Source organism: Cognaticolwellia aestuarii (genome assembly GCF_002000025.1).
Lineage (GTDB): Bacteria > Pseudomonadota > Gammaproteobacteria > Enterobacterales > Alteromonadaceae > Cognaticolwellia > Cognaticolwellia aestuarii.
On record NZ_MUZV01000001.1, the window covers coordinates 337,292 to 351,478 of the forward strand.

Genomic DNA, 14,187 nt, shown 5'->3' on the forward strand with positions numbered 1-14,187 from the left:
ACAATTACGACAGTAATAAGTATAAAAAGTGTTTTATCCGCGATTTCTATGTTTGTAATGACGTAAAAAAGCTACGAGTATTTACTCTATTTGCATTGACCTTTCAATTTTAAATGTTTAATGTAAGGAGTTCTTCGGTATGAACTTCGGATTATTTATGCACTTTAAGTATAATTTTATTCCATTCTAACAAAAAAATTACCGAAGCTTTTATTGAGGGGAATAAAATGCAACTTTACGATCATACTTACCAAAAAGACAATTGTGGCTTTGGTCTCATCGCCCATCAACACGGCGAAAAAAGCCATAAACTCGTAAAGACAGCCATTCATGCTTTAGACCGAATGCAACATCGCGGTGGTATCGCTGCTGACGGTAAAACCGGTGACGGTTGTGGCTTGTTGATGCAAAAACCAGACAGCTTTTTCCGTGCAATCGCAGAAGAAAATAACTGGCAGTTAGGTAAAAAATACGCTGTCGGCATGATTTTTCTGAATCCAGATCCAATTGAAGCCAATGCCAGCAAAAAAATACTTGAAGAAGAGCTCGCCCGAGAAACTTTAACCTTAGTCGGTTGGCGAGTTGTACCTACCGATATCAGCACCTTAGGTGAAACGGCCAAAAGCAATTTACCGACAATAGAACAAATTTTTGTTGATGCTCCTTCTGGTTGGCGTAATCGCGAATTAGAGCGTCGATTATATATGGCAAGACGTCGCGCAGAAAAACGTATCAGTGATAGCCGCTTCTATGTCGCAAGTTTGTCGTGCTTAGTCACCATTTATAAAGGTTTAATGATGCCGGTAGATTTACCGAACTTTTATTTAGACCTAGCTGATATTCGTATGCAAACCGCAATTTGTTTATTCCATCAGCGCTTTTCAACTAATACTTCACCTCAATGGCATTTAGCACAACCATTTCGTTATTTAGCTCACAACGGTGAAATCAATACCATTAAGGGTAATCGCCAGTGGAGCCGTGCTCGAACTCATGGCTTTAAATCTCCTTTATTACCTGATTTACAAGATGCAGCTCCTTTTGTTAACGAAAGCGGCTCTGACTCTTCATCGCTAGACAACATGCTAGAACTTTTCCTTGCTGGTGGCATGGATCTCTATCGCGGAATGCGTTTATTAATGCCACCAGCTTGGCAAAGTAATCCTTTAATGGATGACGACTTAAAAGCTTTTTATGAATTTAACTCCATGCATATGGAGCCATGGGATGGCCCGGCAGGTGTTGTACTAACCAATGGTCGTCATGTTGCCTGTAATTTAGATCGTAACGGCTTAAGACCTGCCCGTTATGTGATCACCCGAGATGGTTTTATCACCTTAGCCTCTGAAGTTGGTATTTGGGACTACGGTGAAGATGAAGTCATAGAAAAAGGTCGTGTTGGCCCTGGTGAAATGCTTGCCATTGATACCTATACAGGAAAAATATTTAACTCCAATGATATCGATAATGAACTTAAAGTTCGTCACCCTTATCGTCAGTGGCTAGACAACAATATCCGACGCCTGATCCCGTTTGATCAACTAGACGCACAATTAATTGGTCAGCGAATATTTACAGACCAAGAAATAGCGCAATACCATAAGATGTTTAATTACAGCTATGAAGAAATTCATCAAGTGGTAAAAACACTAGCAGAAAATGGTCAAGAAGCGACGGGGTCAATGGGCGATGACACGCCAATGGCGGTTTTATCAAGCCAAGCCAGAACACTTTATGATTATTTTCGTCAGCAGTTTGCCCAAGTAACAAATCCGCCGATTGATCCCTTGCGTGAGCGTTACGTTATGTCGTTAGGTACCTGTATCGGCCGAGAGCATAACGTTTTCAACGAAACCACCGGTCATGCTGACCGTATCTTATTTGCTACACCGGTATTAATGTATACCGGATTAAAGCAATTGCGTGAGTTAGATCCTGAACATTACCGTTCTGACACCCTAACCTTAAACTATGATCAAGACGAAGGCCTAGAAGCTGCTATTTTACGCTTATGTGATGAAGCTGAAACCTTAGTGCGTGATAAAAATACCGTTATCTTAGTATTATCAGATCGCCAAATACATCAAGGTATGCTGCCTATTCCCGCTGCAATGGCCGTTGGTGCTGTTCAGAAACGTTTAGTGGAGCAACAATTACGTTGTGATTCCAACATCATTGTTGAAACTGCCTCAGTACGTGATTCTCATCAATTCGCGGTGCTACTCGGTTTAGGTGCAACGGCTATTTATCCATTTTTAGCTTATGAAACTATCGAGCAATTAGTAGAGCAAAAACAACTAGACTTGACTGCCCGTGAAGCAGTAGTTAATTATCGTGAAGGCATCAATAAAGGTTTACTAAAAATATTGTCTAAAATGGGCATTTCCACGATTGCTAGCTATCGTTGTGCTGGTTTATTTGAAGTGATTGGTCTGAACAGCAATATCATGAAGCTTTGCTTCCCAGATTTACCTAGCCGTATTCAAGGTGCTGATTTTTCAGATATTGAGCAAGATAATATCAACCTAGCGCGCAAAGCTTTTATGCCGCATCAAAAGATGCCACATGGGGGGTTACTTAAATATGTTCATGGTGGTGAATATCACGCCTATAACCCTGATGTTGTTAGTACGCTACAAACCGCTGTACGCAGTGGCGACTATAGCGATTATCGAATATTCGCTGATCATGTCAATAATCGTCCTGCTGCCGCATTGCGCGATTTATTGACATTTAAAGATGATCAAAAAGCAATTGATATCGCGACAGTTGAGCCAGAAACAGAACTATTTAAACGCTTTGATAGTGCTGCCATGTCAATTGGAGCGCTAAGCCCCGAGGCACATGAAGCGCTTGCCATAGCCATGAACCGTTTAGGTGGCTTTTCTAATTCAGGTGAAGGTGGAGAAGACGAACGTCGCTTTGGGACGGTGAAAAATTCACGTATCAAACAAATTGCTTCTGGGCGCTTTGGTGTCACCCCTTACTACCTAGTGAACGCTGATGTGCTACAAATTAAAGTCGCACAAGGAGCAAAACCAGGCGAAGGTGGTCAATTGCCAGGTGATAAAGTAACGCCATTAATTGCGAAACTCCGTTTTTCTGTACCTGGTGTTACCCTGATATCACCACCTCCTCATCACGATATTTACTCTATTGAAGATCTAGCGCAACTGATTTTCGACTTAAAACAAGTTAACCCTAAGGCGGTTATTTCCGTCAAACTGGTTTCTGGCCCTGGCGTTGGTACTATCGCTTCTGGTGTTGCCAAAGCCTACGCTGATTTTATTACTATTTCAGGTTACGACGGCGGTACAGGTGCCAGTCCGTTAACCTCAGTGAAATATGCCGGTTGTCCATGGGAGCTTGGTTTAGCGGAAGCACACCAATCTTTAGTTACCAATGGCTTAAGACATAAAGTGCGCTTACAAGTTGACGGCGGTCTAAAAACAGGTATAGATATAGTCAAAGCCGCAATTCTTGGTGCAGAAAGCTTTGGTTTTGGTACTGCGCCTATGGTCACCTTAGGTTGTAAGTTCCTACGTATTTGTCATCTTAATAATTGCGCTACAGGTGTTGCCACACAAGATGAAGTACTACGTGAGCAATTCTTTAAAGGCTTACCTGATCAGGTGATGAATTACTTCAAATTTATTGCACAAGATGTCAGAGAAATCTTAGCGCGTTTAGGGGTAGAAAGCTTAACCGCCATTATTGGTCGTACTGACTTACTCGTGCCTTTATCTGGCATTACAGCTAAGCAGCAAAAATTAGATTTACGACCTATTATTGCCCCTGTTATTGCAACAGAAGATACCGCTTTATATCAAACTGATACTAATGAGCCATTCGATAAAGGTGAGTTAAATCAACGTTTATTGTCACTTGCTTCAGACGCTATTGCTCATAGCAGTGGTGGTGAATATCGTTTAAATATTCAGAACACAGACCGTTCTGTCGGCGCAGCACTGTCTGGGGAAATTGCTCGTCACCATGGTGATCAAGGCATGGCAGCAAGCCCGATTAAAGTCGCTTTTAGTGGCACCGCAGGTCAAAGCTTTGGTGTTTGGAATGCTGGCGGCTTAGAAATGACCTTAACGGGTGACGCTAATGACTATGTAGGTAAAGGCATGGCCGGCGGTAAACTAACGATTAAGCCACCCAAAGGCGTCGAATATTTAAGTCATAAAACTATGATTATGGGCAATACTTGTTTGTATGGTGCAACAGGCGGCAAACTCTTTGGCTGTGGTCGTGCCGGTGAACGTTTTGCGGTACGAAACTCAGGTTGTCACGCCGTAATAGAAGGCACAGGTGACCATGGCTGTGAATATATGACCGGTGGTATAGTCACTATTTTAGGTCAAGTTGGAGTGAACTTTGGCGCCGGTATGACAGGTGGCTTTGCTTATGTCCTAGATGAACAAGATGATTTAGCGATACGTCTAAATAATGAATCCATTGAAATGTTGGCGATAGATGAACTTAATATTCATCAAGAACATTTACGCGGCATAATCACTCAGCATTTAGTTGAAACCGGTAGCTTAAGAGCAGAAGAAGTTTTGAATAACTTCGCGACTTATGCACCATTATTTAAGTTGATTAAGCCCAAAGCGGTTGATGTTAAAACCTTATTAGGTCATCGCAGCCGTTCGTCCGCAGAACTACGTGTTCAAGCGCAATAATCAGAGCACAAGTGGAGCAACTAATTCATGAGTAAGAATATTTATCAATTTATCGACGTAAAGCGTATCGATCCGCCTAAAAAAGCGATAGAACAACGTAAAATTAACTTTGTCGAAATATATCAACCATTAAGCAGTGATCAAAGTGCAGGCCAAGCCGATCGTTGTTTAGACTGTGGCAACCCTTATTGCGAATGGAAGTGTCCCGTACATAATTATATTCCACAGTGGCTAGAATTAGTCACCGATGGAAAAATTATGGAAGCAGCAGACCTTTGTCATGAAACCAATAGCTTACCTGAGATGTGTGGTCGTGTTTGCCCACAAGACAGACTCTGTGAGTCAGCTTGTACACTTAATGACGAGTTTGGTGCTGTCACTATCGGTAACATTGAAAAGTACATAACAGATACTGCCATTGCTCAAGGTTGGAAACCTGATTTATCTCAAGTCGTTGCCACCGGCAAACGGGTAGCTGTTATCGGTGCTGGTCCTGCAGGTATCGCTTGCGCCGACGTGCTAACTAGAAACGGAGTGCAAGCCGTTGTTTTCGATAAGCATGCACAAATAGGTGGTTTACTTACCTTTGGCATTCCATCTTTTAAATTAGAAAAAGATGTTATCCAGACCCGTAGAGAAATTCTTGAAGGTATGGGCATTGAGTTTCGCTTAAATACCAATGTCGGTGTTGATATCAGCTTTGCTGAGATAAGTGACGAATTTGACGCGGTATTTTTAGCACTAGGCACTTACACGGATATGACAGGCGGCTTTGAACATGAGTCGGCCCCGGGAGTATATAACGCTTTAGACTTCTTGATAGCTAACACGCAAAAGTTGATGGGCCTTTCACAAGAAGATGGCAATGAAAATGCCAAGCCTTATGTTAACTTCTCAGGTAAAAAAGTGGTCGTACTTGGCGGTGGTGATACCGCGATGGACTGTGTCCGTAGCTCGATTCGACAAGGGGCAACCTCAGTAACATGTGCTTATCGTCGTGATGAAGCGAACATGCCAGGTTCACCTCGCGAAGTACAAAATGCCAAAGAAGAAGGTGTAGACTTTCAATTTAACATTCAGCCTATTGATATTGCTATTGATGAAAATGGCAATACCTGCGGGGTTAAATTCGTCAAAACACAACTTGGCGCACCCGATGCAAACGGTAGACGCAACCCTGAAACTATTGCCGACTCCGAGTTTGTTATGCCTGCTGATGCTGTGGTTATCGCTTTTGGTTTTATGCCAAGCCCACCACAGTGGATGAAAGATGCTGGCGTTGAAGTTGATGCCAGAGGACGAGTCATTGCTACAGATAACAGCAGCTTTGCTCTACAAACCAGTAAAGAAAACATTTTTGCCGGTGGTGATATGGTGCTAGGTTCAGATCTCGTCGTAACTGCGATAGACCAAGGCCGAAAAGCCGCGATAGGTATACTCGACTTTGTTATGACACCGGCGATAAAACAGGCATAATCTCCATGCGAATAGCACTTTGAAATACACCAGTCGTATTTTTAAAGTGCTATTACTGTTATCAACAAAATAGCATCTAGCTAGCGTTAAATTAAACGCTTAACAGACAATTGATTACGACCATTATTTTTAGCTTGGTATAACTGCTCATCAGCAAGCTTAATCCAAGCATCAATATTGTCAGACAACTTAGCTTCAGTTACCACCACACCAATCGACATAGTAATACTAACAGATTGCTCACCATCAAAAGAGAAACAGTACTGTGCTATTTCCTCACGCAATTCTTCAAGCTTGCCTAAAACACCATTGTTTTCATCATGTTGTGCAGCAATAATAAACTCTTCCCCGCCAAAACGTGCAACAATATCACTACGACGGTCAAACTTACGTTTCATTAAGTCACCAACATACGTTAAGCAATTATCCCCTACTAAATGACCATATTGATCATTTAACTTTTTAAAGTGATCAAGGTCTAGCATAGCAACAACCATAGCGGCATCGTTTCGTGACAGCACAGCTTGTAACTCGCTAAACTTACTTTCAAGATAACGACGATTATATAAGCCTGTTAAGCTATCTTTATGTGCAAGCTCTACCAGTGCTTTATTCGCTTTATGCAATTCTTTCGTGCGCTTTGCAACTTTTTCTTCTAAAACAAGCTGATGTTTTAATAATGTTGCTTTTGACTGTTGCAACTCTTCATACAAACTGACAAATTCAGTCGGTGCATCATAGGGTATCGCTTTATAGCCAACTTTATTATCATCTTTAGCAAGCTCTTTTAAAGCGAACGCCAATGGGCGATTTAAAAGATGAGCAAACTGATTAGCCAGTAATAACACAAAAACAAAAATTAAAGATAACGACATAAAAATGGTTAAATACTGGCGTTCAATCGATTGTAAAAATTGGCCATGCTCAATTAAAACTAACACTTTCCAGCCATTATTTAATGTTACTTTACGATACAAATAGCGTTTCATATTGGCACCATGAGTATCGATCATGATAAATTTATGTTGCAGCTTTACATGCTCGAAAGAGGCGTTGAATTTTGCTAATTTTGTTAAGGCTAAGCCCGACTCTGCGTAAATAACGTTATCATTCTCATCCGTTAAAACCACCTCAACTTGCCGATCATTTACCGCATAGCGATTCACCTGATCAAACATATTAAGATTTAATGAGCCTTCAACTATGCCGATCGGGGTAGTACTATTTTTAGCATAAATAGGGGCGCTTATCGCAATAATAGGATCAGAGCCAAAGCCTCGCCCAAGAAAAACCGGCGATGTATAAAGAGACTGATGATAGAAAGCCTGAACAAAATAAGATCGGTCGGAAATAGTAAATCCCGACTTAGGCAAATTATCCATTAAAGAACGCGGTGAAGAAGTCACTAATGCAGCATCGCGGTTAGCAATAAGCATAGTTAAAAAGCCAGGATAAAGTGCATGTGTTTTGCTCAATGATTCATCGTAGTCTGTCGGCCCAACAAGAGAGAGCTTATTGGCTATTTGCGCAATGGCCTTTTTGTGCTCATCAACATAATTTTCAATGATACGGCTGACATATTGGCTACTAATATCAAGTTTATCTTCAAACTGTTGCTCTTGTATTTCATTTAGGTTGCGACTTAAGTACAAACTAACACCAACCACGAAAAAAGCCGACATGATCCAAAAAATATAATGTAGATATTGTTTTAGGTTTTTTACAAAAACAGGCTGCTGCGATTTCACACATAAATTCAATTTATCGCCGAAAATCAGCAGTATAATTACCGCCAAACTAGTATAAAAAATGGCATTAATACTTTGTTTAAAAAGAGAAAAAAGTAGATAACCCTGAGCATCTGGCTCGTTAAGCCAAATCAGTGCTGCTGTCAAAGGCATACCAATGAGCAACCAATATATAAAATCGGCGGTCGGTAAATACCAACCGCGACTGCGCATATAAGAAACAAAAAGCGCCTCTAAACCAAAAGTTAAAAAGCCGAACGGGTGGCCCCAAATAATAAATAATGGTGAGACACAAATCACAGCACATAACAACGTTAACGCTGGACGTAAATAAGCTGCCGCTAAAATAAAGGCTAAGTTGCCAATAACCAAGGAAATACTATAAGCGAGCTCTACGGGAAAACAGTTCAGTAACGCGCCAACCATACCCAAAATTAAGGCAAATAAGATAGAACGAACTTGGCTAGGCTTAGCCTCAACGGTTGGTTTTTCGAATTTTAGAGCAATTTTAGTTGGCAAGCTAGCCATGTATAGTGCACCACATCAATCGTTAGTAAATCGCTAAATTTAACTGATTAGTTAAAAGAAAATGCTCTAGAACAGTAAACTAATGTACTGAATATCCAGATTCTGTGTTTAATTTAGCAATATCCATATATTGACTGCATAGCTAAAATTCGCCAAGAATAATCATGAAATAACCTTTGACCAAACTATAGTGCATTAAATACAAAAGCCCTGTCAATGTTATTGCAGGGCTTAGAAAAAATTAATTGTATGTGGTTAATTTATATTAATTAAACCATATCATTAAACGGGTTTACTGTTGGTAGCACTATTTTATTGGCAAAACCTGTCACAGTGATATTTTCATGAGTTAAACTAACATCATCATCCATCAAGGTACCATCACCAAAACGATAAATAATTTGAAACTCACCATTATCAGCTTGAGCTTGATATTTAGCTCTTGCTTGCTCTACCAAAGCATTTTTGTCTCGATAATTAGCCATACCATCACTACCATGACGTTTTTCCATCATTGCCAAAGTTACCGCAGGAGAAAATAAAGTCGCTGTAGCATTATTACCACCAAAACCTTTCGAGTTAATAAACGCAACATCCATAGCCTGACAATGCCAATGTTCGGTGGCAATATTAAGGCGTTCATCATGAACATCATCAGCAACTTTATCAATGGTAGTAATACCTGGCATAATATTGTCTGCAAAAATACCTAAGGCCATCGCTACCTGATCACCACTTGCAGGCCCAATAGTATGCCCAACAAAAGCTTTTGGCGCAGCGACAGGCCAATCAGTAATATCAAAACTATTGGCAACACGATCATAAATTAAAGATTCAGTTACACGATTTTGTGGTGTACTTGAGCCGTGCGCCAAGATAAAGCTGCGTTGCTGAACAGCCTCAGCACCTACGATCGATTTAGCCAATGCAACTGACTTAGCCATAGTGATGTAGTTACCCGGCCCCGGTGCTGTAATAGACTTTTTGATACCATCAGCATTAGTGTAAACATCGGCAACTGAACCTAAGACATTAGCACCGAGTTCAATCGCTAATGCATCATCCACTAAGATAATAAACTGTGCCGCTTCACCGATAGTAAAACCACAGTTTTCACCAAATGGGCGACTAGTACGACGATGATCAGCAACGCCGGTGCCATCAATTTTTTTCAAACCTTCTTCATTGGCAAGTGCACTCATATTACCAAAGCCTTCAACAACTTCAGGTGTAATAGCACAATCATTACTGCCAACAATTGCTAAACGAATTCGACCAGCTTGAATATCCTGCACTGCCGCTTTTAAGTTATATAAAAACGTTGCACAAGCACCTGTTGAGGTGAAGGTTGTTCCGACATTACCGGTAACGTAGGCATTAATAAAATCAGTCGACATGGTGTTTAAACCAAGCGCTAAATTTTTTGTTGATACCCGCTCACCTTTGAGTCGGCTTTGCATCATACCACCAACACCTTCTACTTGGGTTTGACCAAAAACTGAAGCTGAATAAGTACCAATTTCATCAGGATTAACCTTGTCTGCAATTTCATTCCAACTATAACCAGTTGAATGAATAGCATCGGCAGCACCAAAAATTGTCGCTTGTAAACCACGAGGTTGGTAACGACTATTATATAAACTTGCAGGTTTAAAGCCGGTAGGAAATTGCCCGGCTGCTTTAATAGGATTATCGCGCGTAGAGCCGTGACTAACTTCAATTTCACCGGCAATATCGACACGAACACGCTTCTCGGCTAATTCTGTTATTTTCCATGTCCGCGGCAGCGGGCTTGGCAGATCACGGGCACGAGTTTCAAAGCTTATGCCTTGGTCACTCACATCCATGGTTAGCTTTTGCTGCCAAGGGGTTGCATCAGGGTCAAAGTGATCATGCTCTATTTTACGGATCAAAGTACCCGCTAATATTTCTGGACCAAAACGTTGCTCAACAGCCGGCTTTTCAACAACATTACCTTCAGCATCGATTAATTGGCCATCTTGGCTGGTCAATAAATTCATTAAGGTTGCTAAACCCACAAAAGTCTCTTGGCGAGCTTCAGCATTTAGTTTATCGATAACAATACGACGAAAGCCTTGATGAAATGAAGTTCTACCAGCAGCATTAACGCCGCCCATGCCAACTATAATCGGTAACGCAGTCATGAAAAATCTCTTTAAATTGCAACTTAATAATTAATGTCGCTCAGTGTAAGAGTTAGTTATAAAAAATAATATTCATATACAGCCAAAAAACATGTCAAAATAGCCAAAACATAAAAATAAAGTGGCATTGGATACAATGAAGACAACAAATAAACGCGATCAAGACAATAGCATTAATATTGCCCTACTACTTTATGATCACATGTTAGCAACCAGTGTCAGTTTACCCGTTGAAATGCTTCGGGCGGGCGAAGCTGTTGCATTGCAAGAGAACCGCAATGCTCCACGGCTATCAATACAGATGGTTGCAGAAAACATTAAGCCAATCTCTACCCGTGCTCTCATTAAATTGCTACCCGACACAGATATTGACCATGCCCAACGACCCGACTTTGCGTTTATCCCTAGCCTTTGGCGAAATCCTAGGCCAACTATTGCCAGACAACCTAAAATGCTGCAATGGCTTAGTGATATATGGCAGCAGGGTTCAACATTAATTGGTGGTGGTACTGGGGTTTGCTTAATGGCTGAAGCGGGTATTTTAGATCATCACCCAGCAACAACTCACTGGCATTATGTTGAACAATTTAAACGTGATTACCCAAAAGTAGACTTAAAGCCTGATTTTTTTATCACACAATCTGAACGCACTTATTGTGCTGCTAGCTTAAATGCCTTGGCCGATATTGTTGTTCATATAATTTTTCAAGTTTATGGGCAGAATGCCGCCCAACAAGTAGAGCGTAATTTTTCACATGAAATTAGAAAACCTTATGAAGAACAACGCTATTTAGAAGGTGCTGTCGATCGTCATCCCGACGAATTAATTAGCCAAATCCAGTTTTGGCTAAAAACTAATTTAAATTCTACTTTAACGTTAAATGATATCGCGCAACAATTTGGCATCAGTCAACGCTCATTTACTCGCCGCTTTAAACTCGCTACAGGCATCAATGCCACACAATATTGGCAAAAATTGAAAATTGAAACAGCAAAAGAATTATTAGCCGCAAGTAATTTGTCGATTCAAGAAGTCGCTTTTCAAGTTGGCTATCAAGACCAAGCAAACTTTACCCGTCTGTTTAAGAAAGTGCTCAACTTAACACCTAAAGCCTATCGTGCCATGGTGAGAAAAAAGCTATTTAGTAATGGTTAAATGTCCCCATGACACGGCAATATAAAGCGTCATGCTTATTGCAAACCTTTGCTTGTTTTAATGTCATATTCACCATGTGTATCTGGCTATTGACAGAATTCGCCGTGCAAAAAGGTGATCAACTTAACCACTGAAGGGTTAGCAATACTATAAAAAATAGTTTGTGATTCTCGACGCGTTTTGACTAAGCCGTCTTGGCGTAATCTCGCTAAATGCTGAGATAGGCTTGATTGGCTTAGCGTAATAACGTTATTAAGCGCGCTCACAGACATTTCTTTTTCGCCTAAATGACACAATATTAATAGCCGGTGCTTATTGCTCATGGCTTTCAATAAATCAGCAGCCTGAGCGGAATTTTTCTGCATGTCTTTAATATTAATTTCTGCTAACGCTGTCATTTACTTCTCTCATTTTCATTTTATTTTTATTCACCTGTTATTGCCAACGAACCATGACATTAAATTCGGTAATAGCTACCAACATTACAAAAAATCTACCTGAGCCTAATTTGCTCGCAATACAAAAGCACTCATTATCCAGAGTTCAGGTTAAATAGAAAGTAGCCCCAACTCATTATAAGCAATGCCCATGGCAATATTGAGAATGCGCTAGCGCCTGCTTTAGCAACCTGCGCTTTATCACTTGCTACTGGTAATGCTGCTGATGTATTTGCTTTTTCTACTCGACTTTTTTTACGTTGTTTATCACGTTCTCGCGCTTTAATTTTTTGCTGTTTTTTATATTCGCTGATGCCTTTCTCAATACCTTGAGCAATCAGTTTTGTTTGCTCTTTGGTTTGAGATTTTTTTTGCGTACCTTTAGCAATACGTAAAGCTTCACTTTGAGTTTCATTTGAAACTTGCGCTGTCAAAACTAAAATCCTTAATCATTTTATTATTCATTATATAATGCCATTAATCTTGCTAAACTATCAGCAAAAGTTTTTATTGCCACCAAATTATCAAAAAATAGAGAACAGCATGAGCGATTTACTTAGCACAGCAAAAAACCAAATTACACAAATGCTATCAATGCAAGATGCGATGAATTCACGCGTAAGTGAAACATGGCGAGATAACAATTATGAATGGTACCGCGCCATTTGGGTTGAATGTGCAGAAATGCTTGATCACCATGGCTGGAAGTGGTGGAAACACCAAGAAATTGACGTAGCACAAGTACAGTTAGAGCTAGTTGATATTTTTCATTTTGGTTTAAGCTTACGCCTGATGAGCGGTGATTCAATTGCCGATATCAGCCAAACATTAGCGGCAGAATTAACCCAGAACAGTGGTGAAAAGGACTTTAAAATTGCTTTAGAAAATCTTGCCTCAAAAGCCGTCACTAACAAAGCCTTTGATGCCTTAGCACTTGCTGATTGTATGCGTTTAATGTCAATGGATTTAGATGAACTGTTTCGTCAATATGTTGGCAAAAACACTTTAAACTTTTTCCGCCAAGATCACGGCTATAAAGACGGTAGTTACATCAAAGTGTGGCATGGAGAAGAAGACAACGAAGTACTCGCAAACTTAGTTACTACATTAGATGCAAGCGCTGATGATTTTCAACAGCAGCTTTATAGTGCTTTAGAAGCTAAATACCCAAAGAATTAATACCATAATAATCAACCGGTTAATTGATAAAACCTAAACGTTTTAGGGAATTAATTAACCGATAAGATCTTACTGCGATCTCTGGCTCAGTTTTTGCTTATCTTGTTATCTAAGATAAACGTCAAGAATTTGAACTGCCGGAGATGTATATGGAACTCATTCTATTTGCCATGATCAGCCTAATTGTTATTGTTGCTATGCTTGCAAGTCGGTTAAACGACAATAGCTTTCCTTTTCCTTTCGATCGTAAAACTGCTTTATTTACCCCCGCAGAAAAAAACTTTCAAAATCTTGTTGAGCAAGCCATGGGAACAAGGTATCGCATTATCAATCGCGTTAAACTTGCCGATATTGTCAGCATTCGCAATGGGGTATCAAATCGCGCAAGTCAAACCGCGGCAAATAATGCTAATAGCAAGTATTTAGACTTTGTTATTTGCGAACGCGACAGTATGAAGTTGCTCGGTGTCATCGACCTAGTCGATACCCAAGGTAAGGGCTATAAAGTGAAAAAAGACTGGTTTGTCAGTGGCGCACTTGAAGCCGCCGCTATTCCACATATTCGTATTAAAGTAAAAGCCAATTATACTATTGATGAAATACGTGCTTGTATTAACAGTCGAATTCTTGGCAATAATGCACCTACACCACAAGTGAAAGGAAGAATAATTCCTGCACCTTTAGTCAAAGCTCGTCCAAGAACTGTCGGTGCGTTAAGTCCTGCAGCAGCTCAGGCGATGTTACCCCAAGATACACCGGCAATGGCTAGACAAATATCTGCACCGCATGCGGCAGCACTACCGCACTAAT

The 14,187-nt window shown here is 40.4% G+C and carries 9 protein-coding genes; 5 read left to right on the top strand and 4 right to left on the bottom strand.

All coding sequences use genetic code 11. The annotated features are described in order from the left end of the window. The first annotated feature begins 227 nt into the window (after positions 1-227). Both gltB and B0169_RS01540 read left to right on the top strand, forming a co-directional pair. Positions 228-4,688: a glutamate synthase large subunit gene (gene gltB / locus B0169_RS01535; RefSeq protein WP_077284021.1), complete on the top strand. Its 4,461-nt coding sequence runs from the start codon at positions 228-230 to the stop codon at positions 4,686-4,688. 27 nt (positions 4,689-4,715) lie between these two features. Then, a complete protein-coding gene (locus B0169_RS01540; RefSeq protein ID WP_077284023.1) occupies positions 4,716-6,164 on the top strand; it encodes an FAD-dependent oxidoreductase in 1,449 nt (482 codons plus the stop codon). Between the two features lie 86 nt (positions 6,165-6,250). On the opposite strand, the gene B0169_RS01545 is transcribed toward B0169_RS01540, so the two are convergent. Both B0169_RS01545 and B0169_RS01550 read right to left on the bottom strand, forming a co-directional pair. Next, positions 6,251-8,440, bottom strand: a complete 2,190-nt coding sequence (locus B0169_RS01545; protein WP_077284025.1) for a sensor domain-containing diguanylate cyclase — start codon at positions 8,438-8,440, stop codon at positions 6,251-6,253. A gap of 269 nt (positions 8,441-8,709) precedes the next feature. Continuing rightward, complete coding sequence (locus B0169_RS01550; RefSeq protein WP_077284027.1) at positions 8,710-10,605, bottom strand: beta-ketoacyl synthase; 1,896 nt, start codon at positions 10,603-10,605, stop codon at positions 8,710-8,712. 136 nt (positions 10,606-10,741) lie between these two features. On the opposite strand from B0169_RS01550, the gene B0169_RS01555 reads away from it, so the two are divergent. Next, on the top strand, positions 10,742-11,761 hold the full coding sequence (locus B0169_RS01555; RefSeq protein ID WP_077284029.1) for a GlxA family transcriptional regulator: 1,020 nt from the start codon (positions 10,742-10,744) through the stop codon (positions 11,759-11,761). 86 nt (positions 11,762-11,847) lie between these two features. On the opposite strand, the gene B0169_RS01560 is transcribed toward B0169_RS01555, so the two are convergent. Together B0169_RS01560 and B0169_RS01565 are read right to left on the bottom strand one after the other, a co-directional pair. Continuing rightward, the gene (locus tag B0169_RS01560; protein WP_412842106.1) at positions 11,848-12,159 is read right to left on the bottom strand and encodes an ArsR/SmtB family transcription factor; all 312 of its coding nucleotides are present in this window, start codon (positions 12,157-12,159) and stop codon (positions 11,848-11,850) included. Positions 12,160-12,293: 134 nt separating this feature from the next. After that, positions 12,294-12,632 carry a DUF2956 domain-containing protein gene (locus B0169_RS01565; RefSeq protein WP_077284031.1) on the bottom strand — a complete coding sequence of 113 codons (339 nt, stop codon included), beginning with the start codon at positions 12,630-12,632 and terminating at the stop codon, positions 12,294-12,296. Positions 12,633-12,741: 109 nt separating this feature from the next. Here B0169_RS01565 and B0169_RS01570 point away from each other — a divergent pair, with 109 nt between their 5' ends. Both B0169_RS01570 and B0169_RS01575 read left to right on the top strand, forming a co-directional pair. Continuing rightward, entirely contained in the window at positions 12,742-13,377 is a 636-nt protein-coding gene (locus B0169_RS01570) for a dUTP diphosphatase (protein WP_077284525.1), read from the top strand. A 149-nt stretch (positions 13,378-13,526) separates the two neighbouring features. Continuing rightward, a complete protein-coding gene (locus B0169_RS01575; RefSeq protein WP_077284033.1) occupies positions 13,527-14,186 on the top strand; it encodes a DUF2726 domain-containing protein in 660 nt (219 codons plus the stop codon). Position 14,187 lies beyond the last annotated feature (1 nt).